Below are 22968 nucleotides of genomic sequence, written 5' to 3' on the forward strand. Positions count from 1 at the left end.
CAGATCCTACAGTTAACCGAGTCGTTGGCGAATAATGTGTATGACACTATTCCCTTGTAGGAGCCGGCTTGCCGGCGATGGCGGCCTGGCAGGCAATACAGAACTTAAGGTAGCTCGATCCGCTCACTTTCCCCCGGCACCGTCGGCCAGTCCCCGGCCGCCCAGCGCCGGCGTGCTTCATCAATTGCCGCCGGATCGCTTGCGACAAAATTCCAGTTGATCCGCCGTGGCCCGTCCAGCGCAGCACCGCCAAACAACACGGCGTGACTGTCGCTTTCAGCAAACAGGGTCATTTCTTCCCCGGCAGGCAGCACCACCAGCGAAAGCGGCTCCAGCGGCTCGCCATCCAGTTGCATCTCACCGCTCAACACATACAGTGCACGTTCTTCATGCTCGGTGGGGATGAGCAATGTCGTCGCCGTTTGCAGGTGCAACTCCGCGTACAGCGTAGGAGACAGCACCGGCACTGGCGAATCCAGGCAAAAGCCTGACCCGGCAATCATGCGAATCTTCACCCCCAGGTTGTCGCTGACCGGCAAGGTGGACGCCGGGTGGTGGCTGTAATGCCCCGGTCCTTGTTCTTTGTCCTTGGGCGATGCCAGCCAGATCTGCAAGCCGTGCATCGTGAAACCGCTATCTTTCAGGGCCTCGGGCGTACGTTCGACGTGGGCGATGGCGCTGCCGGCCGTCATCCAGCTGACATCGCCAGTCCCAACCACTTGATCGGAACCGAGGCTGTCCTTGTGCTGGATCTGCCCCTGGAACAAGTAGGTGAGGGTGGACAGGCCAATATGCGGATGCTGGCGAATGTTCATGCCTTTACCCGGTGGGTAACGGGTTTCCAGCATGTGGTCGAAAAACACGAATGGCCCGACGCTGCGGCACTTGGCGGATGGCAATGGGCGCAGAATCGGTTGGCCTTCGACATCTTCGGTGCGGGGGCGGATCACGAGCGGAGTGTTCATGGTGCGTTCCAGGCTGAGCGGGTGATGCGTTCGAGCATAACCCGCTTGCGCAGCCCTTGCCGCTATTGGCTGAACGCGCCTTCGGACAAATGCGTTTCGATGCTGACTTCAGACGTGGTCATCAGCTTGTGGATCGGGCAACGATCGGCCACGCGGTGCAATTCTTCGCGCTGGGCGTCAGTGAGTACGCCCTTGAGGGTCAGTTTGACGTGAAGCGCGTACTGGCCTTTCTGTTCCAGGCTGTTGTCGCGCTTGACCTCGACGCCGACTCCGGTCAACGGGATGTCCTTCTTCCTCGCATACATTTTCAGAGTCAGGGCTTTGCAGGCACCCAGCGCCGCATCGAAATAATCGTGCGGTTCCGGCGCCGAGCCTTCTCCACCTGCGGTGACGGGCGCGTCGGCGAAGAGTTCATGGTCATCGATTTGTACGCTGTGGCGCAAACCTTCGGCGGAGACAGTATTGACGGTAACGGTCATGGCAAACCTCGCAAGCAACAGGACATTAATTCGATCAAAAAAAGACCTTGAAGGTATAGAGCATGGTGCCGGATGTGCGTTCCAGTTTTCTTGTACCGGTGGGGCTTTTCGCTGAATCGTTACCGTAACAGTAATGGTGTTTTGATATCACTTTTTCGTCTTACACAAATTTTCAACAGTCCGATACCGTCTAAAGAACCAGCTGCCTGACGCAGCGCTTTTGGAAGGAACCAGGGGAATGAGTATCAGAAGTCTCAATATTGCGCCGCGCGCGAGTCTCGGTTTTGGCCTGTTGGCGTTGATGGTTTTTGGCCTGGGGGCGTTCGCCCTGCTGCAAATGTCGAACATGCGGACGCAGTCCGATCAGGTCGATGACAACTGGCTACCCAGTGTGATGGCGGTCGGGGATATGAGCCAAGATATGCTGCGGCTGCGGGCATTGACCATGCGTCTGCTGATCAATCGCGAGTTACAGGCGCAGGCGCAGAACGTCAACAAGATCAACGAACTCAAAAGTGTTCTCGAAGAGGCCCAGCAACGCTACGACAAGCTGATCGTGCTGCCGCAGGAGCGCGTATTGTTCGATCGGTTCAAGGCTGCCGAGGGCAAGTATCTGCAGTTTCAGACTCAGGTGATGGCCCAGGCAACCCAGGGGCGGGTGGAAGAGGCTGCAGCCATCCTCAACGGTGAAATGAATCCGTTGGCCGATGAGATCGCGGTCACTCTCAGGGAGCTGGTCGAACTCAACCGGCACAACGCCAATCTGGCAACCGAAGCGGGACGCCTGGTATTCAACCAGTCGCGGATCTGGGTCGGGGTGATGATTGGTGTGACCGCGCTGATAACCATTGGCCTGGCACTGCTGCTGACCCGTAGCATCGTGTTGCCGCTGTCGCAGTCGTTGAAAGTGGCCGAGGTGGTAGCGGGCGGCGACCTCACGGCAGCGATCAGCATTTCCGGCAAGGATGAACCAGCGCGGCTGCTGCACGCACTCAAGAGCATGCAACAGAATTTGCGTGAAACCATCCGGCGTATATCCGATTCCTCTAGTCAATTGGCCTCGGCTTCGGAGGAACTCGGTTGCGTCACGGAAGACGCCACTCGCGGCTTGCATCAGCAAAGCCTGGAGATCGAGCAGGCGGCCACGGCGGTCAACCAGATGACCGCCGCCGTGGAGGAAGTGGCGAGCAATGCCGCGGCAACGTCGCAAGCATCGCGCGAGTCCGACCGCATTGCCCGGCACGGTCGCGAACAGGTGCACCAGACGGTGCTGTCGATCGAGTCGCTGGCTGCAGACGTCACCACCAACGTCACTCAGGTCGAAGACCTGGCGCAGAAGGTGTACGGCATCACTACCGTGCTGGACGTGATTCGTGCGATTGCCGAGCAGACCAACTTGCTGGCCTTGAACGCGGCAATCGAAGCCGCGCGAGCCGGGGAAGCCGGGCGCGGGTTTGCGGTGGTGGCCGATGAGGTGCGGGCCCTGGCGCATCGCACCCAGCAATCGACCCGGGAAATCGAGCAGATGATTACCGGTATCCAGCAGGGAACCGATCTGGCTGTCAGCTCGATGCAGCAGAGCAACACCCGGGCACGCTCGACGCTGGAAGCGGCCAAAGCGGCGGGCGCTGCCTTGGAAGATATCGCCTCGGCATTCACCGTGATCAATGAGCGCAACATCGTGATTGCCAGCGCCTCGGAGGAACAGGCGGCAGTGGCGCGGGAGGTGGATCGCAACTTGATGAACATCCGTGACCTGGCGCAACAGAGCTCGGCCGGAGCCAACCAGACCAGTGCGGCAAGTCAGGAGTTATCGCGCTTGGCGGTAGACCTGAATACGTTGGTGGCACGGTTTTCGGTCTGAATGACAGGCGAAAAAAAGCCCCGCGACTGCGGGGCTTTTTGTATCGATCCGGATCAGCTGCCTTTGACCGTCTTACCATTGACCTTGCCGTCCAGGAGCATGATGTTGTACTCCTTGCCGTCGGTTTCGACCTGTTGCAGGCGGACCAGCAGGTAATCCCAGTCCTTGGCGAACCACATCACAGTGATGCGTTTGCTTTGCGTCGGGTCGCGTACGCGCTCAACCTTGATCGCATCGATCTGGCCAGCCTTGGTATCGACTTTTTCCGAACCCAACACGCGGAAGTCATAGGTGTCGACTTCGCCGCCATCGACCACTTGATAGCTCATGGTCTTCTTGCCAGCGGCGACATCGTGTTGCAGCGCCAGTTGGTAGGTGGATTTGTCGACCATGCCACGGTTGAGGGGGAGCTTGACGGCGTCACCGCGATCGGTGCCGGTGATCATCTTGGTGTTCCAGTCGAAATCCAGGTCCGATTTCTTGGCCTTGCCCAAGCCGCCACGTTCAAAGTGATACGACTCTGGAAGCAGCGTGTCCTTGTCCAGGGTCAGGGTGCTTTCCTCGGACAGGCTGGCGATCATCATCGACGCCTTGAAACTCAACTTCCATTTGCCGTCGCTGGTTTTTTCGAGGCTGCGCTCGGCAGTGCCACTCATGGGCAGCTGTTTCCAGTCGGCGGTGTAGCTGGCGGAGAAGGGTTGAAGTTCTGTCGCCTGTGCGAAGGGCAAGGCGAGCAGAGCGCAAGCGAAGAGCAGGGCGCGACGCATAAAATCTCCTAGTTTCGAATCAAGTGGCCGCTGGCCGCGAGTAGCTGTCCATCCAGTAAAGCACCTTGCTCGCTGAGGGCCAGACGACCTTCGGCAAACCAGCGTACGGCCATCGGGTAGATCAGGTGTTCCTGAACATGGACCCGCTGCGCCAGACTCTGCGGCGAATCCTGCAACTCTACCGGTATTACAGCCTGTACGACCAGTGGCCCGCCATCGAGTTCCTCGGTGACGAAATGCACGGAGCAGCCGTGCTCGGCGTCGCCGGCCTCCAGCGCGCGCTGATGAGTGTGTAACCCTTTGTATTTTGGTAGCAGCGAGGGATGGATATTGAGCAGGCGACCCTGGTAGTGGCGCACGAAGCCAGCGCTGAGAATGCGCATGAATCCGGCCAGTACCACGAGTTTTGGGTTGAAGGCGTCGATCAGTTCGATCAGCGCGGCGTCGAAGGCCTCGCGACCTTCGAAAGCCTTGTGATCCAGGGTGCGGGTGTCGATGCCCGCGTCCCTGGCGCGTTGCAGGCCGTAGGCGTCGGCGCGGTTGGAAATCACCGCAGCGATGCGGACCGGGCTGTCGCCGGTCCGCGTGCTGTCGATCAGGGCCTGCAAGTTACTGCCGGTGCCGGACAACAGCACCACCACATCACAGGTTGCGGACATTAATGAGCCTTAAGGTTCTTCAGTTCTACCTGGGCCGCGCCTTCGGCAGCGGTGGCGATCTGACCGATGACCCAAGGCTGCTCGCCGGCTTCACGCAGTACATTCAGCGCGGTTTCAACGTGCTCTTGAGCAACGCAGATGACCATGCCAACGCCGCAGTTCAGCACGCGGTGCATTTCGTTCTCGTCAACGTTGCCTTTCTCTTGCAGCCAGTCGAACACTGCCGGGCGGTTCCAGCTGGCCACGTCAACCACGGCTTGCGCGCCTTTTGGCAGAACGCGCGGGATGTTGTCCAGCAGGCCGCCACCGGTGATGTGGGCCATGGCTTTGACAGCGCCGGTTTCCTTGATCAGCTTGAGCAGCGGCTTCACGTAGATGCGGGTCGGGGCCATCAGCAGATCGGTCAGCGGCTTGCCGTCGAGCTGGATGTTTTCGATGTCGGCACCGGATACTTCGATGATCTTGCGGATCAGCGAGTAGCCGTTGGAGTGCGGGCCGGAAGACGGCAGGGCGAGCAGGGCATCGCCAGCAGCAACCTTGGAACCGTCGATGATTTCGGATTTTTCCACGACGCCGACGCAGAAGCCGGCCAGGTCGTAGTCTTCGCCTTCGTACATGCCTGGCATTTCAGCGGTTTCGCCGCCGACCAAGGAGCAACCCGACAGTTCGCAGCCAGCGCCGATGCCGGTCACCACCTGGGCAGCGGTGTCGACGTTCAGTTTGCCGGTGGCATAGTAGTCGAGGAAGAACAGCGGCTCGGCGCCGCACACCACCAGGTCGTTGACGCACATGGCAACCAGGTCGATGCCGATGCTGTCGTGCTTGTTCAGGTTCAGTGCCAGGCGCAGTTTGGTGCCGACGCCGTCAGTGCCGGAAACCAGCACAGGCTGCTTGTAGCCGGCCGGGATTTCGCAGAGGGCGCCGAAACCGCCCAGGCCGCCCATGACTTCCGGGCGCGCAGTGCGCTTGGCGACGCTCTTGATGCGTTCGACCAATGCTTCGCCGGCGTCGATGTCTACACCGGCGTCCTTGTAGCTCAGGGAGGGTTGCTTGCTCATGATCCAGGCCTTTAGGGGGGGATTTCTGGGTAACGACCGAGTCCGTCGGGAGCGCCGAAACTGCGTAGGCGAGAACCATGCGCGCTATTCGGACACTACCCGGCTGTTGCCGGTCTGCGAAGGCGCGCGATTTTATCAGGCTTGAGCCGCAGCGGCCATCCTCAGGCCGACAGCAGGGCCATATCTGCTCAAAAAAAACCGTTGATGCGCGGTGTTGGTGGCATCCTGCATGGCTGTATAAGGTATCGCGATTAACGGTCTATCGTTATGACAGTGCGAAAACTTACCCGGGACGTGTGAATGTTTTGCGTCGGGCAATGGTCACAACCTTGCTCGATCGTCTTCATGCGGTCTGTTCCAGCCGCTCTTGTCGTCAGGAATCTTCCATGCGTTTTTGTAAATTCTTGCTTGTGAGTTGTTTGTCCGTGGTCAGCCTGGTCAGTCATGCCGAAACCGTCAAAGGCCTGTATCAGGTACGCGAGCCGGTGAGTGGCCAGTCACCCGAGGAGCGCGATCAGGCGACTCAACGTGCGTTGGACACCTTGGTGTTGCGCCTGACCGGTGACCCCAAGGCGGCACAAAGTCCGGGGCTGGCAGCGATTCGCAAAGATCCGCAGCAGATCATCAGCCAATACGGCTTTGATGCCGGGCCACCGGAAGTTCTGAAAGTCGATTTCGATCCAGGCACCACCGAGCAGGCTTTGCGCCGCGCCGGCCTGGCCATGTGGGGGGCCAATCGGCCGTCGATCCTCGGCTGGTGGCTGAATGATTCCGCCGAGGGTTCAAGCCTGGTGGGCGATGGCCAGGCCAGTGCCGCACCGCTGCGGCGGGCTGCGCAGCACCGTGGTTTGCCATTGCGTTTGCCGCTGGCGGACCTGAACGAGCAGATCGTCGCCACTGCGCCAAATCTGGAGGGCGCAGATCCCGCGCCGTTGCATGCGGCTTCGGAACGTTACAACGCCGACGCCTTGCTCGCGGTACACGCCAAGGAAGAGGGTGGGCAGTGGCAAGCCAAGTGGCAATTGTGGCTGGGGGACAAAAAAGAGGCCGGCAGTGTGCAGGGCGCTGATCAGGCCGCCGTGGCCGATGCGGTGATGCTGGCGGTCAACGAGCGCCTGGCGCCGCGGTTCGTCGCCAAGCCCGGTGCTTCCAGTGCGCAATTGCTGGAAGTGCAAGGCATGAATCTTGAGCATTACGCTTCCCTTGGGCGCTTGCTGGAGCCATTTGGCGGGCGTGTGCAAAGTGTCGATGGCGACCGGATCGTCTATCGGGTCAATGGCAGCGCCGATCAGCTGCGTGCACAACTTTCGCTGGCGAGGTTGCAGGAAGCGCCAGCGGGTCAGGCTCCGGCTCTGGCAGTGCCGGTTCAACCCGCCGCCGGAGGTGCGGTACCAGCCCCGGTGCCGGCCCCGACGCCGCAGCTGCGTTTTCGCTGGTAGTTTTTCTTTCTTTATATAGAAGCAATGGAGTGGTTCATGGCCGATACGCGGCGTTGGTTCTGGCTCGGTGGAGTGGTTCTGCTTTGTGGGTTTGTCTGGTTGTTGCATCCGATCCTGACGCCGTTTCTGGTGGCCCTGCTGTTGGCCTACCTGTTCGACCCGCTGGTGGATCGACTGGAGGCGGCGGGTTTGTCTCGAACCTGGGGTGTAGTGGCGGTGTTTACGCTATTTACCTTGATCTTTACCGCGCTGCTGCTGGTATTGGTGCCGCTGCTCGCCAGGCAGCTGTTTCGTTTATATGAGTTGGCTCCGCAGATGCTCGACTGGATACAGCACACGGCGTTGCCCTGGGCGCAATCGAAGTTCGGCCTGTCGGACGGTTTCTGGAAGTTCGACAAGCTGAAGGCAGCCATCAGCGAGCACATGAGTCAGACCACCGATGTGGTCGGCGTGGTACTGAGTCATGCCACTGCCTCGGGGCTGGCGTTGATCGGCTGGCTGGCAAATCTGGTGTTGATTCCGGTGGTGAGCTTCTACTTGCTGCGCGATTGGGACCTGGTGATGGCCAAGATCCGCGGCCTGCTGCCCCGTGAGCGTGAAGAGCGTGCGGTGTCGCTGGCGGGTGAGTGCCATGAAGTGCTGGGAGCGTTCGTTCGCGGGCAGTTGCTGGTGATGGTGGCCTTGGGGGTGATCTACGCAGCCGGCCTGATGCTCGTCGGGCTGGAGCTGGGCTTGTTGATTGGCGTGATTGCCGGTCTGGCGGCGATCGTGCCCTACATGGGGTTTATCATTGGCATTGGCGCGGCGCTGATTGCGGGGCTGTTCCAGTTCGGCGGCGATCTTTACCCGATGCTCGGTATTGTCGCGGTATTCATGGTCGGCCAAGCGTTGGAGGGGATGGTGCTGACGCCGTTGCTGGTGGGGGACCGGATTGGTCTGCACCCGGTGGCGGTGATTTTCTCGATTCTGGCCGGTGGTGAGCTGTTTGGCTTTACCGGTGTACTACTGGCATTGCCGGTCGCGGCGGTGATCATGGTGCTGGTGCGGCATATGCATGATTTGTATAAGGATTCTGAAATCTACGGTGGGGGCGACGAACCGGAGCGGTAAGGGGCGTCGAGGGGTGATGGCGGGTTACCCGGGTTCGCGCCGGGTCAGCCTGCCTGCATCGTTCAACTGTCACATGCACCGCCAAAGAAACTGTCATAAAACCAGTGCATTAACGCAAACCTTTGATTTTGCTTGTGGTCTGTCGCATTGTGCCGACCCGGCTCACGGGTATAAACTTCGCAAACTTTACACAGAGGCCACTAACGGTTCCTTTGGAACTGTTCAGTCAGCATGAAACCGATTCAGCTGCCCCTAGGTGTGCGTCTGCGTGACGACGCCACCTTTATCAACTACTACCCAGGCGCCAATGCCGCTGCACTTGGCTATGTCGAGCGGCTATGCGAAGCCGACGCCGGGTGGACCGAAAGCCTGATCTATCTCTGGGGCAAGGACGGGGTGGGGCGCACGCACCTGTTGCAGGCTGCCTGCCTGCGCTTCGAGCAACTGGGGGAGCCGGCGGTGTATCTGCCGCTGGCCGAGTTGCTGGATCGCGGTATCGAAATCCTCGACAACCTTGAACAGTACGAACTGGTCTGTCTCGATGATCTGCAGGCGGTTGCCGGCAAGGCGGATTGGGAAGAGGCGCTGTTCCATCTGTTCAATCGCTTGCGCGACAGCGGCCGACGGTTGCTGATCGCCGCCTCGACATCCCCTCGAGAATTGCCGGTGAAACTGGCGGATCTGAAGTCGCGCCTGACCCTGGCCTTGATTTTCCAGATGCGTCCGCTGTCTGATGAGGACAAATTGCGTGCCCTGCAATTGCGCGCATCCCGTCGCGGGTTGCATCTGACTGATGAAGTGGGGCATTTCATTTTGACTCGCGGTACCCGCAGCATGAGTGCGCTTTTCGAGCTGCTCGAGCGTCTCGATCAGGCCTCCCTCCAGGCTCAGCGCAAGCTGACTATCCCGTTTTTGAAAGAAACCCTCGGCTGGTAAACCCGCTGAAACCGGGGCTTCTAGCGATTTTGGCAAAATTCAGGCGCCAGAAATCCCGCTTTCCTGCAAGGTTGCAGGCCGCGTGCACGTTTAAAATGGGCTTAAGCGCTTAGATGTAAACGAGAAACCAATAAGTCACAAAAAGATTGATTGAATTTGCAAATGAGGTCGATAGCGGGCATAGTCTCGACTTCTTTACAACTTCAGCCACGGTCGTGCCCATGCTAAATCGCTTCGCACCCCTCGTGCCTCTCGCACTCGTCACCCTGCTGTTCGGTTGCGCTGCCCACACTCCAGTGGTCCAGCAAACTCCGCAACCGCAGGTTCAACACTCGGCTACTGCCCAGTCTTCCGCTCTCTTTCAGGAAGAGCTGGCTACCGAAAAAGAACTCGCAGACTTCGCTGGCGGCAAGTCCTACCAGCTTCCGGTTCTGGCCGACAGCATCCTCGAACGTGGCATGTCCCTGATCGGTACCCGTTACCGTTTCGGCGGTACTTCTGAAGCCGGCTTCGATTGCAGTGGTTTCATCGGTTACCTGTTCCGCGAAGAGGCGGGCATGAACCTGCCACGCTCTACCCGCGAAATGATCAACGTGGACGCTCCGCTGGTCTCGCGCAGCAAGCTTGAGCCGGGTGACCTGTTGTTCTTCGCAACCAATGGTCGTCGCGGCCGCGTCAGTCACGCCGGGATCTACCTGGGTGACAATCAGTTCATCCACTCGAGCAGCCGCCGCAGCGGTGGCGTGCGGATCGATAGCCTGGGCGACAGCTACTGGAGCAAAACCTTCATCGAAGCCAAGCGCGCCCTGGCAATGGCACCTACCGCGTCGCCAATCGTCACTGCTCGTAAATAAGCGCAAAGTTTGTAAGGCAAACTTAAAGTCTTACTTGAAGTTTGCCATATAAGCGCTAGAATCCTGATGTATGAATGATGGCAAACCGCCTGCGTCCCGCGCAGGCGGTTTTCTTTTCTGTATTCCCGGCAGAAAAAGCCGCAGCCAAATCAGGATGCTCTGCTTATGACGACGTCGGCCCGCCTCGCAATCATGTTCTTCGCAGCGCTGCTCAGTGCCTGCGCCAGCCGCACACCACCTCCTGCTCCGGTGGTTCGCGCTCCCATCGTATTCGGCTCCCCGCAAGCTTTTTCGCCCGAAGCGGAAGACGTGCTGTTTCGCGCGCTCGGTCTGGTGGGTACGCCTTATCGCTGGGGTGGCAATACGCCGGATTCCGGATTTGATTGCAGCGGTCTGATCGCCTACGTGTACCGCGATGTCGCCGGTATTGCCTTGCCGCGCACCACTCGCGAAATGATCTCCATGCAAGCGGCGAATGTGGGTAAGGAAGGCCTGCAAACCGGTGACCTGATTTTCTTCGCCACAAACGGCGGTTCCCAGGTCAGTCATGCGGGCATCTACGTGGGAGAAGGACGCTTCGTCCACGCCCCGGCTACCGGCGGCACCGTGAAGCTCGACAGTCTGTCCAAGACCTATTGGCAAAAAGCCTATCTGAGCGCCAAACGTGTTCTGCAGCCTGAACATCTGGCGCGCAACCCGTAACGTCCGGAGCTGCTGGTCATGACTGCTCGCACGCTTAATCTTGACGACGCCCTGTACCAATATCTGCTTGATGTTTCCCTGCGCGAGACGCCATTGCTCAAGCGTTTGCGCGACGAGACCCAGGCGCTGCCGATGGCGCGTTGGCAGGTGGCGCCGGAACAGGGGCAATTTCTCGCCTTGTTGGTCAAGCTGACGGGCGCCAGGCGCCTGCTCGAAGTCGGCACCTTCACCGGTTACAGCGCCCTGTGCATGGCGGCGGCATTGCCCGCTGACGGTTCGTTGGTCTGCTGTGATATCCCTGGCGACTACAACGCCATCGCGCTGCGCTACTGGCAGGAGGCGGGGCTCGCGGGGCGGATTGACTTGTGTCTGGCCCCGGCGCTGGAAACCCTCGCCGAGCTTGAGCGACAAGGGCGGGGCGAGCAATACGACCTGGTGTTCATCGATGCTGACAAGGCCAACTATCCCGGTTATCTGGAGCACGCCCTGCGTTTGCTGCGGGTCGGTGGGCTGGCGGTGTTCGACAACACCTTGTGGAGCGGCCGCGTGCTTGAGAGCAGCCCCGAGAGCGCGGACACCCAGGCGATCCAGGCGCTCAACCGGGCCTTGAAAGACGATGCGCGGGTGGATCTGTCGTTGTTGCCGTTGGGTGACGGGCTCACTCTCTGCCGCAAACGTTGATGCTAAACCCACAGGTCAAGTGACTCATTTGACTGCCGACACCCGCCACACCTTGTTCCCCACATCATCGGCCACCAACAGATCACCCTGCTGGTCGATCACCACACCTACCGGCCGACCCATGGCTTGTTCCTTGTCGTTGAGAAAGCCGCTGAGCACTTCAATCGGTTTTCCTGCAGGTTTGCCAGCGTTGAACGGCACGAAAATCACTTTGTAGCCACTGTGGGGCTTGCGGTTCCACGAGCCATGCTGACCGATGAATGCCCCTTGGGTGAACGGTGCCGGCAGCTTGCTGTTGTCGGCAAAGGTCAGGCCCAGTGACGCGGTATGCGGGCCGACGGCGTAGTCCGGGGCGATCGCCTTGGCCACCAGGTCCGGGTTTTGCGGCTCGACGCGAATATCGACATGCTGGCCGTAGTAACTGTACGGCCAGCCATAGAATGCGCCGTCTTTCACTGAGGTGATGTAGTCCGGTACCAGATCGCTGCCGATTTCATCCCGTTCATTGACGGCGGTCCACAGCACGCCAGTGTGGGATTCCCAGGCCATGCCGTTAGGGTTGCGCAGGCCGGAGGCGAAGATCCGGTGCTGGCCGGTGGCACGGTCTACTTCCCAGATCGCTGCGCGACCTTCTTCCTTGTCCATGCCGTTTTCGGCGACGTTGCTGTTGGAACCCACGGTGACGTACAGCTTGCTGCCGTCCTTGCTGGCGATGACGTTTTTGGTCCAGTGATGGTTCAGCGGGCCACCCGGCAGGTCGATCACCTTGATCGGTGGTGACTTGATCTGCGTATCGCCGTTTTCATAGTGAAAGCGCAGCAGGCTGTCAGTGTCGGCGACATACAGGTCATTGCCGACCAGCGTCATGCCGAAGGGCGAGTTGAGGTTTTGCACAAACACCGTGCGGGTTTCCGCGATGCCATCGTGGTCCTTGTCCCGTAGCAACGTGATGCGGTTTGGGCTGGGCACGGTAGATCCGGCACGCCCCATGACTTTCTTCATGACCCAGCCGCGAATGCCTTTGCCGTCTTCGGGTTTGGGGGGCGCGCTGGTTTCCGCCACCAGTACGTCGCCATTGGGGAGTACATAAAGCCAGCGCGGGTGGTCCAGATCTTCGGCAAACGCGGCCACTTGAGTGCCCGTGGCGGCGACGGGTTTCGCACCCTGAGGCCAGCCAATAGCCGGGGCGATGTTCAGGGTCGGGATCAGGGTTTTGTTGGGGTTCGGCAGTTGGGGCGACGGACCGGTGCCATCGGAAACTTGCAGTGTGGAGGTCTCGCCACAAGCGGCGAGACCTCCGCTGAGCGCGATAACGAGAACGAGCGGGATCTTGCGCATGCTGATGTTCCCTATGAATGCCTTGTTCTAATCATAGAGGCGCGTTGTCGTGCGATGGTTCAACCCTTCAGCCGCGAGCCTCCTTGAACAGCACGGCAATCCCGGGGTGATAGTTGCCGGCTTCGTTGCGCAACTTGCGATAGGCGTAGGGGAAATACCAGGCGACCGCGCAACTGTGTTCCTTTTGCAGGTCGTCGACCATGTCCTGGAGTTCTTCCGGCGTGGCACCCTGTTGGGCTTTTTGCGGGGTGACGAACAGGCAGCCGAGTTTCAGGTCGCTGGCGTGGCTCAGGCGCTTCGCATCGCTGGCGATGTCGAGCAGGGCCTGGGTCAGGTTGAGGCTGTTGACGCGTGGCCAGCGTTGGCTGGTTTGGAGGTAGGCGCGGGTCTCGGTCGAGGCGAGGAACAGGTCTGCGCGGCTGTTGCGTTCGCCTTCTTCGGTCTGTTTTCGAGTGGGCGTCTGTTGCAGTGTGACCATATCGGCCATCCAGGCGGCGGCAGACAGCAGGCCAAGATTGGCTTTTTCGTCGTGCCAGTACGGTGTGTCGCCATCGCCGCGGATGGTGTTATAGCGGTCGATGCATTCGAACCAGCGTTCGAGCACCGGGCGCAGGAATTCCAGCTTTGGATTGCTGATGATCATGCCTTGCATGGGCTCACCCTTGTTATTGTGTTGTGGGGTTGTGGCTCTTTGATATCATCGCTGAGGGCGTGACACAAGATTGACGTCAGTTTATTGATTGGCGGGCGATATTCGGCAGATGGCCTCCCGGCTTTAATTGACGCTCCACCACCAACCCTCTAACCTTCGCGACTTGTTTCAGGTGCTCTGTGACTTGGGTCGACAGAGTGAAACAGGGAAGCCGGTGAGCGAGTCCTTCTGTTGGTCGAAGGCCTGCAATTCCGGCGCTGCCCCCGCAACGGTAAATGAGTGAAAACTGTGTGTGATGCCACTGTGTCGATTCGATGCGGGAAGGCGCACAGTCTGGCCGCGCGCCACTCATGAGCCCGGAGACCGGCCTGATTCATCCAGCGGCATCACGGTGGGCGATGCCAGGCTTGTTGCCTTCTATTCTTGTGCCTGCCCGCCGTTATTCCTGCCTCAACGGAGAGCTCCCCCATGACTGATACCCCCGATCGTGACGAACGCCACCTGGCGCGCATGCAGCGCAAAAAAGCGGTGATTGACGAACGCATCGCCAATTCCCCGAACGAGTGTGGCCTGTTGCTGGTACTGACCGGTAACGGCAAGGGCAAGAGCAGTTCGGCGTTCGGCATGCTTGCTCGCGCCATGGGGCACGGCATGCAATGCGGCGTGGTGCAGTTCATCAAGGGCCGCAACAGCACGGGGGAGGAGTTGTTCTTCCGACGCTTTCCCGAGCAGGTGCGCTTTCATGTGATGGGCGAAGGTTTTACCTGGGAAACCCAGGACCGTCAGCGCGACATTGCCGCCGCCGAAGCCGCCTGGGCGGTGTCGCAGGAACTGCTGCGCGATCCTTCCATCGGTCTGGTGGTGCTGGATGAGCTGAACATCGCCCTCAAGCACGGCTACCTCGATCTCGATCAGGTGCTCAGCGACTTGCAGGCCCGGCCACCGATGCAACACGTGGTGGTCACCGGTCGTGCCGCCAAGCCGGAAATGATCGAGATGGCCGACACCGTCACCGAAATGGGCGTGATCAAACACGCCTTCCAGGCCGGTATCAAGGCGCAGAAAGGCGTCGAGCTGTGAGTCGCATTTTATGAATAACCCTCGTCAATGCCCAGCCGTACTGATTGCCGCGCCGGCCTCCGGCCAGGGCAAGACCACCGTCACCGCGGCGCTGGCCCGATTGCATCGCAATCAGGGACGCAAGGTTCGCGTGTTCAAGTGCGGCCCGGACTTTCTCGATCCGATGATCCTCGAACGCGCCAGCGGTGCGCCGGTGTATCAGCTGGACATGTGGATGGTCGGCGAGCAGGAGAGTCGACGGTTGCTGTGGGAAGCCGCCGCTGAAGCCGACCTGATCCTGATCGAGGGCGTCATGGGGCTGTTCGACGGTACGCCGTCGAGCGCCGATCTGGCGCGGCATTTTGGTGTGCCGGTGCTGGGTGTGATCGATGGCACTGCCATGGCCCAGACCTTTGGCGCACTCGCCTTGGGGCTGGCGCGTTATCAGCCGGACTTGCCGTTCGCCGGGGTGTTGGCCAACCGTGTCGGCACGCTGCGTCACGCGCAATTGCTCGAAGGCAGCCTGACGGAAGGGTTGCGCTGGTACGGCGCGCTGTCCCGGGAAACCGGGATTGAATTGCCGAGTCGACACCTTGGCCTGGTGCAGGCAAGCGAGTTGAACGATCTCGATGTGCGCCTCGATGCAGCGGCCGATGCCCTTGCCAGCAGTTGCCAGGTCGCGCTGCCGCCGGCAGTCGAGTTCGCCGCCCCTGATGTCATCGTTGCCGAGCCGTTGCTGGCCGGTGTGCGCATTGCTGTGGCCCGTGATGAAGCTTTTGCGTTCACCTACGGCGCGAGCCTGGATTTGCTGCGGGCGATGGGCGCCGAGTTGTCGTTTTTCTCGCCGATCCGCGACCGTGCATTGCCGGAGGCGGACAGCCTGTATCTGCCGGGTGGTTACCCAGAACTGCACCATGTTGCGCTGGCGCAAAACACTGCGATGCTCGATGCGATCCGCGCCCACCACCGGGCAGGCAAACCCTTGCTTGCCGAGTGTGGCGGCATGCTGTATCTGCTCGATTCCCTGACCGATGTCGAGGGCACGCGCGCCGAACTGGTTGGCTTGCTGGCCGGTGATGCGGTCATGCAAAAACGTCTGGCGGCGCTGGCGTTGCAAGCGGTGGAACTGCCGGAAGGTTCGCTGCGTGGGCACACCTATCACCATTCGCTGACGACCACTGAGCTGGAGCCGATTGCCCGGGGCTTGAGCCCGAATGGCGGGCGCGGAGCGGAGGCGGTTTACCGTGAAGGGCGGATGACTGCCTCTTACGTGCATTTTTATTTTCCGTCGAACCCCTCGGCGATTGCCGCGCTGTTTGCGCCGGACCTTGAGGCCGTCATCGCTTCCATAATGGATCACCTGACTCCTGTGGGAGCGAGCCTGCTCGCGAAGAGGCCATGAGCGACAACGCATTCTCCGAAGCCGAACGCGCAGCGGTCTATCGCGCCATCGCCGAACGCCGCGACATGCGCCACTTCAGCGGCGGTACGGTCGAACCCGAATTGCTGCGGCGCCTGCTCGAGGCCGCACATCAGGCGCCCAGCGTCGGCCTGATGCAGCCCTGGCGCTTCATCCGCATCAGTGATCGCGCCTTGCGCGGGCAAATCCAGGCCCTGGTGGAAGAGGAACGTATCCGCACCGCCGAAGCCCTCGGCGAGCGCAGCGATGAGTTCATGAAGCTCAAGGTCGAAGGCATCAACGATTGCGCCGAGGTACTGGTCGCCGCACTGATGGACGATCGCGAGCAGCATATCTTCGGCCGCCGCACCTTGCCGGAAATGGACATGGCCTCACTGTCGTGTGCGATCCAGAACTTGTGGCTGGCGTCCCGCGCCGAAGGGCTGGGCATGGGCTGGGTGTCGCTGTTCGAGCCGCAAGCCCTGGCCGATCTGTTGAGGTTGCCACCAGGCGCCAAACCGCTCGCGGTGCTGTGCCTGGGGCCTGTCAAAGAATTTTATCCGGCGCCGATGCTGGTGCTCGAAGGCTGGGCGCAGGCGCGCCCGCTACATCAATTGCTGTATGAAAATTATTGGGGAGTGAGTCAATGAGTGTGGCGTTGTTGAGTGTCGCCGCGGTTGCGCTGGATGCGCTGCTGGGCGAACCCAAACGCTGGCATCCGCTGGTGGCGTTCGGCCGTTTTGCCGACCGCATCGAGCAACGCTTCAATGGCGGCGGTCGCGGCTGGCGCAGCCATGGCGTCACCGCGTGGGTGATCGCCGTGATGCCGCTGGTGCTGTTGGCCACGGCATTTTCCTGGGCGCCTTACGTCGGCTGGATCGTCGAGATTCTCGCGCTCTATTGCGCCCTCGGCATGCGCAGCCTCGGTGAACATGTCACGCCTGTGGCCAAGGCCTTGCGCGGCGATGATCTTGATGAAGCACGCAAACGCGTGAGTTATCTGGTCAGTCGTAAAACCAGCGATCTGGATGAAACCGAAGTCGCCCGTGCCGCCACCGAGTCGGTTCTGGAAAATGGCAGTGACGCGGTGTTCGCCGCGTTGTTCTGGTTTGCCGTGGCCGGTGCGCCGGGCGTGGTGCTCTATCGCCTGAGCAACACGCTGGATGCAATGTGGGGCTATCGCAATGAGCGCTTCGAACGGTTTGGCTGGGCGGCGGCGAAGATCGACGACGTGCTCAATTACATTCCCGCGCGCCTGGTAGCACTGACCTACGCGTTGCTGGGTAAAACCCGGCTGGCGCTGAAATGCTGGCGCACCCAGGGCCCGACCTGGGACAGCCCGAACGCCGGCCCGGTAATGGCGGCAGGGGCGGGTGCCCTGGGCGTCGAGTTGGGCGGGGCGGCGATTTATCACGGCGAACTGCATCAGCGCCCGCAGTTGGGCGAAGGCGTGCCGGCGGATGCCGACTCCATTGAGCGGGGCTGGCAACTGGTCCAGCGCGGGGTATGGTTATGGCTGCTGATTCTCTGCATAGGGGCCGAGTTTTATGCTTGAGCACGGTGGACGATTGCGCAAGGCCGCGCTCGAATACGGCATAGATGAAGCTGACTGGCTGGACTTGTCGACGGGCCTTGCGCCCTGGCCGTTTCCGGTGCCGGATATTCCGCTACGGGCCTGGGCCCGTTTGCCGGAAGCGGACGACGGTCTGGAGCAAGCGGCCTGTGATTACTACGGCACCTTGCAGGCATTGCCGGTGGCCGGCTCGCAAATGGCGATCCAGTTGCTGCCGCGATTGCGTCGGGCGGGCAAGGTGGGTGTGTTGTCGCCGTGTTACGCCGAGCACGCCGAAGCGTGGCGCCGCAACGGCTACATTGTGCGTGAAGTACTGGAGCACGAAGTCGACTTCTTTATCGACAATCTCGACGTGCTGGTGGTGGTCAATCCGAATAACCCCACAGGCTTGAGCCTGACGCCCGGTCGCCTGCTCGACTGGCACGCGCGGCTGGCCCAGCGCGGCGGCTGGCTGGTGGTGGACGAAGCGTTCATGGATAACACGCCGCAACTGAGCCTGGCGCCGTTTGCCCATCAAGTCGGGTTGATCGTCTTGCGCTCCTTCGGCAAGTTTTTTGGCCTGGCCGGTGTGCGCCTGGGGTTTGTGCTGGCCGAGCGAAAGTTGCTCAAGTTGCTGGCTGAACAAGTCGGACCGTGGGCTGTGAGCGGGGCAACCCGGGTAGTTGGCCAGGCCTGCCTGCGCGATGCGCAGGGGCAGACGCGGCAACGGCTGCGCACTGAGGCGGCCAGCGAGCGCCTGGCATCGTTGCTGGAGCTACACGGGTTCCAGCCGCAGGGCGGTTGCGCGCTGTTCCAGTGGCTGATCACCGAGCGCGCCGAAGAGCTGCATGAATTCATGGCCCGGCGCGGCATTCTCCTGCGGTTGTTCACGCACAACAGCAGCCTGCGATTCGGTCTGCCCGGCGACGAGATCGCCTGGGTGCGACTGGCGCAGGCGTTCGAAGATTTCACCAAGGAAAACCAATGACCACGCTGATGGTGCAGGGCACCACATCGGATGCCGGTAAAAGCACGCTGGTGACCGCGTTGTGCCGTTGGGCCATGCGTCAGGGCACAAGGGTGGTGCCGTTCAAACCACAGAACATGGCGCTCAACAGCGCGGTGACCGCCGACGGTGGCGAGATCGGCCGCGCCCAGGCGGTACAGGCCCAGGCGGCGCACCTCGAACCGCACACCGACATGAATCCGGTGCTGCTCAAGCCCAACAGTGATACCGGTGCCCAGGTGATCATCCATGGCCGCGCTGTCACCACCATGAACGCCGTCGCCTATCACGACTACAAAACCATCGCCATGCAAGCGGTGCTGGCCTCCCACGAACGCTTGAGCGCGACATATCCACTGGTGATGGTCGAGGGTGCAGGCTCGCCGGCGGAAATCAATCTGCGGGCCGGCGACATCGCCAACATGGGGTTTGCCGAGGCGGTGGATTGCCCGGTGCTGCTGATCGCCGATATCAATCGCGGCGGGGTTTTCGCGCATTTGGTCGGTACATTGGAGCTGCTCTCGCCGAGCGAACAGGCGCGGGTCAAAGGCTTCGTCATCAATCGTTTCCGGGGCGACATCGCGTTGCTGCAACCCGGTCTCGACTGGCTCGAAGAGCGCACCGGCAAACCGGTGATTGGCGTGTTGCCGTACGTGATGGACCTGCACCTGGAGGCCGAGGACGGCATCGATCAACGCCAGACCGATAAAGCCGATCAGGTACTCAGAGTGGTAGTGCCGGTGCTGCCGCGCATCAGCAATCACACCGATTTCGATCCGCTGCGCCTGCATCCGCAAGTGGACCTGCAATTCATCGGCCCAGGCCAAGCGATCCCGCCCGCCGACCTGATCATTCTTCCCGGCTCGAAAAGCGTGCGCAGTGACCTCGCGTATCTGCGGGCCAATGGTTGGGAAACCGCTATCGCCCGGCATCTGCGTTACGGCGGAAAACTGCTGGGGATTTGTGGCGGCCTGCAGATGCTCGGTGAGCAAGTGCATGATCCGCTGGGCCTTGAAGGTGCACCGGGTTCCAGCGCCGGTTTGGGGCTGCTGGCGTTCCAGACACTGCTCGAACAAGAGAAGCAGTTGCGCAATGTGCGTGGTCACCTGGCGCTGGAAGATGCGCCTGTTGCGGGTTATGAGATTCATGCCGGCGTAACCACCGGACCGGCCCTGGAACAGGCCGCCGTGCATCTGGATGACGGGCGCTGTGATGGTGCGCAAAGTGCTGACGGGCAGATTTTTGGCACCTACCTGCACGGGTTGTTCGAATCACCGGCGGCGTGCAGCGCACTGCTGCGTTGGGCCGGGTTGCAGGATGTGCAGGCCGTGGATTACCACGCCTTGCGCGAGCGTGATATCGAGCGGCTGGCGGATCTGGTAGAGAAGCATCTGGATACCGGGCTGTTGCGGCAGCTCTGTGGGATTTGAGGCGCCTGCCATGGCCTCATCGCGGGCAAGCCCGGTCCCACAAAATTGTGGGCAGCACAAATCCCCTGTAGGAGCGAGCTTGCTCGCGATGGCTTAAGCCGCCTCACCGAAGATTTTAAGGAATAAGCAATGCTCCAACTGATCCTCGGCGGTGCCCGCTCCGGCAAGAGTCGCCTGGCTGAAAAACTCGCCATCGACAGCGCCCTGGCCGTGACCTACATCGCCACCAGCCAGCCACTGGACGGAGAGATGAGCGAGCGGGTGGCCCATCACCGAGCCCGTCGCCCTGCCGAATGGGCATTGATCGAAGAACCGGTGGAACTGGCCCGGGTGCTGCGCGAATCCGCCCGGGCCGATAGCTGCCTGCTGGTGGATTGCCTGACCCTGTGGCTGACCAATCTGCTGATGCTCGACGATGCCGAGCGCTTGCAAACCGAGCGAGATGCGCTGCTGGACTGCCTGGCGTCGCTGCCGGGTGAAATCATTTTTGTCAGCAACGAGACCGGAATGGGTGTCGTGCCGCTGGGCGAATTGACTCGCCGCTATGTCGATGAAGCCGGTTGGCTGCATCAAGCTCTGGCTGAGCGTTGTCAGCGTGTCGTCCTGACCGTCGCCGGCCTGCCCCTGACCCTGAAAGGAACTGCGTTATGACTCAATCCTGGTGGCTGAACCCCTGCAAGCCGGTCGATACCCAAGCGGTCGAACAGGCGCAGGCGCGGCAACAGCAACTGACCAAGCCGGCCGGTTCCCTCGGCCAGCTGGAGTCGGTGGCGGTGCAACTGGCGGGTTTGCAGGGGCGGGTCAAGCCGAGTCTGGAACAGGTGTGGATCGCGATTTTTGCCGGCGACCATGGTGTGGTCGCCGAGGGTGTGTCGGCGTTTCCCCAGGAAGTGACCGGGCAGATGCTGCACAACTTCGTCAGCGGTGGTGCCGCGATCAGCGTACTGGCGCGGCAATTGGGCGCTTCCCTTGAGGTGGTGGACCTCGGCACGGTAACGCCTTCGCTGAACCTGCCGGGCGTGCGGCACCTGAACGTCGGCCCGGGCACGGCGAATTTTGTCCGGGGACCGGCCATGACCGAGGCCCAGGGGCAACTCGCCTTGCAGGCCGGCCGTGACAGCGTGCAGCGGGCAATGGCCAGCGGCGTGCAGTTGTTTATCGGTGGCGAAATGGGCATCGGTAATACCACCGCCGCTAGCGCCCTGGCCTGTGCGCTGCTCGATTGCCCGGTGGTTCATTTGACCGGGCCTGGCACCGGGCTCAACGCCGAAGGTGTCAGCCATAAAGCCCGGGTGATCGAGCGTGCCCTGGTATTGCATGGCGCGCAGCGTGGCGATGCCTTGCAGACGTTGTTCAACCTCGGCGGTTTCGAGATCGCCGCGCTGGTCGGTGCCTATCTTGCCTGTGCCCAGGAGGGTGTCGCGGTGCTGGTGGACGGCTTCATTTGCAGCGTTGCGGCGTTGGTCGCGGTGCGCTTGAATCCTGAGTGCCGTCAGTGGCTGTTGTTCGGCCATCGTGGCGCGGAGCCAGGGCATCGCCATGTGCTGGAAACCCTGAGTGCGCAGCCGTTGCTCGATCTCGGCCTGCGCTTGGGCGAAGGCAGTGGCGCGGCAATGGCAGTACCGCTGCTGCGCCTGGCGTGCGACCTGCACGGGCAGATGGCGACCTTCGCCGAAGCCGCCGTGGCAGATCGTCCGGCATGACCTTGCGCCTGGATCTGTTGCGTCACGGTGAAACCGAACTTGGCGGTGGCCTGCGCGGCAGCATCGATGATGCTTTGACCGACAAGGGCTGGGCGCAGATGCGCGCCGCCGTGGTCGGGCAAGGGCCGTGGGACCGGCTGGTCAGTTCACCCTTGCAGCGTTGTGCGCGGTTTGCCGAGGAGCTCGGTGCGCAATCGGGCGTGCCGGTGCAACTGGAAAAAGACCTGCAAGAGTTGCATTTCGGCGCCTGGGAAGGGCAGAGCGCGGCGGCGCTGATGGAAACCGACGCACAGGCCCTGGGTTTATTCTGGGCCGATCCTTATTCGTTCACGCCGCCTCAGGGTGAGCCGGTTGCAGACTTTTCGGCGCGGGTGCTGGCCGCGCTGGAGCGGTTGCACGCGACCTGTTCCGGTGAGCGCGTTCTGCTGATCAGCCACGGCGGTGTGATGCGTCTGTTGCTGGCCCAGGCGCGTGGGCTGCCGCGTGAACAACTGCTCAACGTTGAGGTCGGGCATGGCGCACTGTTTTCGCTGACGCTGGAGCCTGCGGGCTTGTTGAAGGAAGTGCTCTGACCATGCTGCCATTCTGGATCGCCCTGCAATTTCTCAGCAGCCTGCCGATTCGCCTGCCCGGCATGCCTGAGCCCCGGGAACTGGGGCAGTCACTGCTGTTTTATCCGCTGGTGGGATTGCTGTTTGGCGCGATTCTGTGGGCATTCAACTGGTTGCTGCTGGGCACGCCGACGTTGCTGCACGCGGCGCTACTGCTGACTGTTTGGGTACTGCTCAGCGGCGGGTTGCATCTCGATGGCCTGGCCGACAGCGCCGATGCCTGGCTTGGCGGTTTTGGCGATCGTGAGCGCACGCTGACCATCATGAAAGACCCGCGCAGCGGGCCGATCGCGGTGGTGACGCTGGTGCTGGTGTTGTTGCTTAAATTCACCGCGCTGCTGGCGCTGATCGAGCAACAGCACTCGCTGGCCTTGATTATCGTGCCGTTGATTGGTCGCAGCGCCTTGCTCGGCTTGTTCCTGACTACACCCTATGTGCGTGCCGGTGGCCTGGGTCAGGCATTGGCTGATCATCTTCCGCGTTCGGCAGGCAGGCAGGTGTTGGCGGTCAGTGCGCTGGCCTGTGTGTTGATCGCCGGTTTGAGTGGTGTGTTGGCGGTAGTGTTGGCGGCGCTGGGGTTTGTCTGGCTGCGCCAGCTGATGCTGCGGCGCCTGGGCGGCACGACGGGGGATACGGCGGGCGCGATGCTGGAGTTGCTGGAAGTTGCAGTGCTGGTAGGCTTGGCGCTGGCCTGATCGGGTTGT

Annotated in this window: 24 protein-coding genes, 1 pseudogene and 1 riboswitch; of the genes and pseudogenes, 18 read left to right on the plus strand and 7 right to left on the minus strand. The window is 61.3% G+C overall.

Annotation, left to right across the window (positions count from 1 at the left end):
• Positions 1 to 104 precede the first annotated feature (104 nt).
• Complete coding sequence (locus B0D71_RS11035; protein WP_103394800.1) at positions 105 to 965, minus strand: pirin family protein; 861 nt, start codon at positions 963 to 965, stop codon at positions 105 to 107.
• A 62-nt stretch (positions 966 to 1027) separates the two neighbouring features.
• Complete coding sequence (locus B0D71_RS11040; protein WP_103394801.1) at positions 1028 to 1444, minus strand: OsmC family protein; 417 nt, start codon at positions 1442 to 1444, stop codon at positions 1028 to 1030.
• 238 nt (positions 1445 to 1682) lie between these two features.
• Between B0D71_RS11040 and B0D71_RS32340 the strand changes: the two are divergent.
• A pseudogene (locus B0D71_RS32340) lies at positions 1683 to 2453 on the plus strand (MCP four helix bundle domain-containing protein); the annotation flags it as partial.
• Complete coding sequence (locus B0D71_RS32345) at positions 2445 to 3308, plus strand: methyl-accepting chemotaxis protein (RefSeq protein ID WP_420825135.1); 864 nt, start codon at positions 2445 to 2447, stop codon at positions 3306 to 3308. The pseudogene B0D71_RS32340 and the gene B0D71_RS32345, both read left to right, overlap by 9 nt.
• A gap of 53 nt (positions 3309 to 3361) precedes the next feature.
• On the opposite strand, the gene B0D71_RS11050 is transcribed toward B0D71_RS32345, so the two are convergent.
• From B0D71_RS11050 to purM, 3 genes are read right to left on the minus strand one after another with little or no spacing between them, the layout of a single operon-like run.
• On the minus strand, positions 3362 to 4075 hold the full coding sequence (locus B0D71_RS11050) for a DUF3108 domain-containing protein (RefSeq protein ID WP_103394803.1): 714 nt from the start codon (positions 4073 to 4075) through the stop codon (positions 3362 to 3364).
• Positions 4076 to 4083: 8 nt separating this feature from the next.
• Positions 4084 to 4734, minus strand: coding sequence for a phosphoribosylglycinamide formyltransferase (purN, locus tag B0D71_RS11055; RefSeq protein WP_103394804.1), 651 nt, complete (start codon positions 4732 to 4734; stop codon positions 4084 to 4086).
• Positions 4734 to 5792, minus strand: a complete 1059-nt coding sequence (gene purM, locus B0D71_RS11060) for a phosphoribosylformylglycinamidine cyclo-ligase (RefSeq protein WP_103394805.1) — start codon at positions 5790 to 5792, stop codon at positions 4734 to 4736. The genes purN and purM overlap by 1 nt, the downstream gene beginning before the upstream one ends.
• 386 nt (positions 5793 to 6178) lie before the next feature.
• Here purM and B0D71_RS11065 point away from each other — a divergent pair, with 386 nt between their 5' ends.
• The 6 genes from B0D71_RS11065 (at position 6179) to B0D71_RS11090 (ending at position 11514) form a co-directional block, all read left to right on the plus strand.
• The gene (locus B0D71_RS11065) at positions 6179 to 7231 is read left to right on the plus strand and encodes a DUF2066 domain-containing protein (protein ID WP_103394806.1); all 1053 of its coding nucleotides are present in this window, start codon (positions 6179 to 6181) and stop codon (positions 7229 to 7231) included.
• Positions 7232 to 7267: 36 nt separating this feature from the next.
• Positions 7268 to 8341 (plus strand): AI-2E family transporter, encoded by a 1074-nt coding sequence (locus tag B0D71_RS11070; protein ID WP_103394807.1) that lies wholly within the window; start codon positions 7268 to 7270, stop codon positions 8339 to 8341.
• 231 nt (positions 8342 to 8572) lie between these two features.
• A complete protein-coding gene (gene hda / locus B0D71_RS11075) occupies positions 8573 to 9277 on the plus strand; it encodes a DnaA regulatory inactivator Hda (protein WP_007898944.1) in 705 nt (234 codons plus the stop codon).
• Between the two features lie 221 nt (positions 9278 to 9498).
• A complete protein-coding gene (locus tag B0D71_RS11080; protein WP_103394808.1) occupies positions 9499 to 10131 on the plus strand; it encodes a C40 family peptidase in 633 nt (210 codons plus the stop codon).
• A gap of 165 nt (positions 10132 to 10296) precedes the next feature.
• Positions 10297 to 10833 (plus strand): C40 family peptidase, encoded by a 537-nt coding sequence (locus tag B0D71_RS11085; RefSeq protein ID WP_103394809.1) that lies wholly within the window; start codon positions 10297 to 10299, stop codon positions 10831 to 10833.
• A gap of 18 nt (positions 10834 to 10851) precedes the next feature.
• Positions 10852 to 11514 carry a class I SAM-dependent methyltransferase gene (locus tag B0D71_RS11090; RefSeq protein WP_103394810.1) on the plus strand — a complete coding sequence of 221 codons (663 nt, stop codon included), beginning with the start codon at positions 10852 to 10854 and terminating at the stop codon, positions 11512 to 11514.
• A 24-nt stretch (positions 11515 to 11538) separates the two neighbouring features.
• Here B0D71_RS11090 and B0D71_RS11095 read toward each other — a convergent pair whose 3' ends face one another.
• Both B0D71_RS11095 and B0D71_RS11100 read right to left on the minus strand, forming a co-directional pair.
• Complete coding sequence (locus B0D71_RS11095; RefSeq protein WP_103394811.1) at positions 11539 to 12852, minus strand: PQQ-dependent sugar dehydrogenase; 1314 nt, start codon at positions 12850 to 12852, stop codon at positions 11539 to 11541.
• Positions 12853 to 12919: 67 nt separating this feature from the next.
• Positions 12920 to 13504 (minus strand): hypothetical protein, encoded by a 585-nt coding sequence (locus B0D71_RS11100; RefSeq protein WP_103394812.1) that lies wholly within the window; start codon positions 13502 to 13504, stop codon positions 12920 to 12922.
• Between the two features lie 153 nt (positions 13505 to 13657).
• Positions 13658 to 13890, plus strand: a riboswitch (cobalamin riboswitch).
• An 82-nt stretch (positions 13891 to 13972) separates the two neighbouring features.
• On the opposite strand from B0D71_RS11100, the gene cobO reads away from it, so the two are divergent.
• From cobO to B0D71_RS11150, 10 genes are all read left to right on the plus strand, one after another.
• Entirely contained in the window at positions 13973 to 14584 is a 612-nt protein-coding gene (cobO, locus tag B0D71_RS11105; protein WP_103394813.1) for a cob(I)yrinic acid a,c-diamide adenosyltransferase, read from the plus strand.
• Between the two features lie 10 nt (positions 14585 to 14594).
• Positions 14595 to 15965, plus strand: a complete 1371-nt coding sequence (locus B0D71_RS11110) for a cobyrinic acid a,c-diamide synthase CobB (RefSeq protein ID WP_103394814.1) — start codon at positions 14595 to 14597, stop codon at positions 15963 to 15965.
• A complete protein-coding gene (bluB, locus tag B0D71_RS11115) occupies positions 15962 to 16612 on the plus strand; it encodes a 5,6-dimethylbenzimidazole synthase (protein WP_103394815.1) in 651 nt (216 codons plus the stop codon). The genes B0D71_RS11110 and bluB overlap by 4 nt, the downstream gene beginning before the upstream one ends.
• Complete coding sequence (gene cbiB / locus B0D71_RS11120) at positions 16609 to 17517, plus strand: adenosylcobinamide-phosphate synthase CbiB (RefSeq protein WP_103394816.1); 909 nt, start codon at positions 16609 to 16611, stop codon at positions 17515 to 17517. Before bluB ends, cbiB begins: the two co-directional genes overlap by 4 nt.
• Entirely contained in the window at positions 17510 to 18502 is a 993-nt protein-coding gene (gene cobD / locus B0D71_RS11125) for a threonine-phosphate decarboxylase CobD (RefSeq protein WP_103394817.1), read from the plus strand. Before cbiB ends, cobD begins: the two co-directional genes overlap by 8 nt.
• Positions 18499 to 19950: a cobyric acid synthase gene (locus B0D71_RS11130; RefSeq protein WP_103394818.1), complete on the plus strand. Its 1452-nt coding sequence runs from the start codon at positions 18499 to 18501 to the stop codon at positions 19948 to 19950. Before cobD ends, B0D71_RS11130 begins: the two co-directional genes overlap by 4 nt.
• 129 nt (positions 19951 to 20079) lie before the next feature.
• Positions 20080 to 20601, plus strand: coding sequence for a bifunctional adenosylcobinamide kinase/adenosylcobinamide-phosphate guanylyltransferase (gene cobU / locus B0D71_RS11135; protein WP_103394819.1), 522 nt, complete (start codon positions 20080 to 20082; stop codon positions 20599 to 20601).
• On the plus strand, positions 20598 to 21653 hold the full coding sequence (gene cobT / locus B0D71_RS11140) for a nicotinate-nucleotide--dimethylbenzimidazole phosphoribosyltransferase (RefSeq protein WP_103394820.1): 1056 nt from the start codon (positions 20598 to 20600) through the stop codon (positions 21651 to 21653). The genes cobU and cobT overlap by 4 nt, the downstream gene beginning before the upstream one ends.
• On the plus strand, positions 21650 to 22225 hold the full coding sequence (cobC, locus tag B0D71_RS11145) for an alpha-ribazole phosphatase family protein (protein ID WP_103394821.1): 576 nt from the start codon (positions 21650 to 21652) through the stop codon (positions 22223 to 22225). Before cobT ends, cobC begins: the two co-directional genes overlap by 4 nt.
• 2 nt (positions 22226 to 22227) lie before the next feature.
• A complete protein-coding gene (locus B0D71_RS11150) occupies positions 22228 to 22959 on the plus strand; it encodes an adenosylcobinamide-GDP ribazoletransferase (protein WP_103394822.1) in 732 nt (243 codons plus the stop codon).
• Positions 22960 to 22968 lie beyond the last annotated feature (9 nt).

Source organism: Pseudomonas laurylsulfativorans, assembly GCF_002906155.1.
Classification (GTDB): Bacteria; Pseudomonadota; Gammaproteobacteria; order Pseudomonadales; family Pseudomonadaceae; genus Aquipseudomonas; species Aquipseudomonas laurylsulfativorans.

Bases quoted from the DNA above. Each gene is read 5' to 3' on its own strand.
- B0D71_RS11035 (WP_103394800.1), bottom strand. From the start codon at position 965: ATGAACACTCCGCTCGTGATCCGCCCCCGCACCGAAGATGTCGAAGGC.
- B0D71_RS11040 (WP_103394801.1), bottom strand. From the start codon at position 1,444: ATGACCGTTACCGTCAATACTGTCTCCGCCGAAGGTTTGCGCCACAGC.
- B0D71_RS32345 (WP_420825135.1), top strand. From the start codon at position 2,445: ATGCAACAGAATTTGCGTGAAACCATCCGGCGTATATCCGATTCCTCT.
- B0D71_RS11050 (WP_103394803.1), bottom strand. From the start codon at position 4,075: ATGCGTCGCGCCCTGCTCTTCGCTTGCGCTCTGCTCGCCTTGCCCTTC.
- purN (WP_103394804.1), bottom strand. From the start codon at position 4,734: ATGTCCGCAACCTGTGATGTGGTGGTGCTGTTGTCCGGCACCGGCAGT.
- purM (WP_103394805.1), bottom strand. From the start codon at position 5,792: ATGAGCAAGCAACCCTCCCTGAGCTACAAGGACGCCGGTGTAGACATC.
- B0D71_RS11065 (WP_103394806.1), top strand. From the start codon at position 6,179: ATGCGTTTTTGTAAATTCTTGCTTGTGAGTTGTTTGTCCGTGGTCAGC.
- B0D71_RS11070 (WP_103394807.1), top strand. From the start codon at position 7,268: ATGGCCGATACGCGGCGTTGGTTCTGGCTCGGTGGAGTGGTTCTGCTT.
- hda (WP_007898944.1), top strand. From the start codon at position 8,573: ATGAAACCGATTCAGCTGCCCCTAGGTGTGCGTCTGCGTGACGACGCC.
- B0D71_RS11080 (WP_103394808.1), top strand. From the start codon at position 9,499: ATGCTAAATCGCTTCGCACCCCTCGTGCCTCTCGCACTCGTCACCCTG.
- B0D71_RS11085 (WP_103394809.1), top strand. From the start codon at position 10,297: ATGACGACGTCGGCCCGCCTCGCAATCATGTTCTTCGCAGCGCTGCTC.
- B0D71_RS11090 (WP_103394810.1), top strand. From the start codon at position 10,852: ATGACTGCTCGCACGCTTAATCTTGACGACGCCCTGTACCAATATCTG.
- B0D71_RS11095 (WP_103394811.1), bottom strand. From the start codon at position 12,852: ATGCGCAAGATCCCGCTCGTTCTCGTTATCGCGCTCAGCGGAGGTCTC.
- B0D71_RS11100 (WP_103394812.1), bottom strand. From the start codon at position 13,504: ATGCAAGGCATGATCATCAGCAATCCAAAGCTGGAATTCCTGCGCCCG.
- cobO (WP_103394813.1), top strand. From the start codon at position 13,973: ATGACTGATACCCCCGATCGTGACGAACGCCACCTGGCGCGCATGCAG.
- B0D71_RS11110 (WP_103394814.1), top strand. From the start codon at position 14,595: ATGAATAACCCTCGTCAATGCCCAGCCGTACTGATTGCCGCGCCGGCC.
- bluB (WP_103394815.1), top strand. From the start codon at position 15,962: ATGAGCGACAACGCATTCTCCGAAGCCGAACGCGCAGCGGTCTATCGC.
- cbiB (WP_103394816.1), top strand. From the start codon at position 16,609: ATGAGTGTGGCGTTGTTGAGTGTCGCCGCGGTTGCGCTGGATGCGCTG.
- cobD (WP_103394817.1), top strand. From the start codon at position 17,510: ATGCTTGAGCACGGTGGACGATTGCGCAAGGCCGCGCTCGAATACGGC.
- B0D71_RS11130 (WP_103394818.1), top strand. From the start codon at position 18,499: ATGACCACGCTGATGGTGCAGGGCACCACATCGGATGCCGGTAAAAGC.
- cobU (WP_103394819.1), top strand. From the start codon at position 20,080: ATGCTCCAACTGATCCTCGGCGGTGCCCGCTCCGGCAAGAGTCGCCTG.
- cobT (WP_103394820.1), top strand. From the start codon at position 20,598: ATGACTCAATCCTGGTGGCTGAACCCCTGCAAGCCGGTCGATACCCAA.
- cobC (WP_103394821.1), top strand. From the start codon at position 21,650: ATGACCTTGCGCCTGGATCTGTTGCGTCACGGTGAAACCGAACTTGGC.
- B0D71_RS11150 (WP_103394822.1), top strand. From the start codon at position 22,228: ATGCTGCCATTCTGGATCGCCCTGCAATTTCTCAGCAGCCTGCCGATT.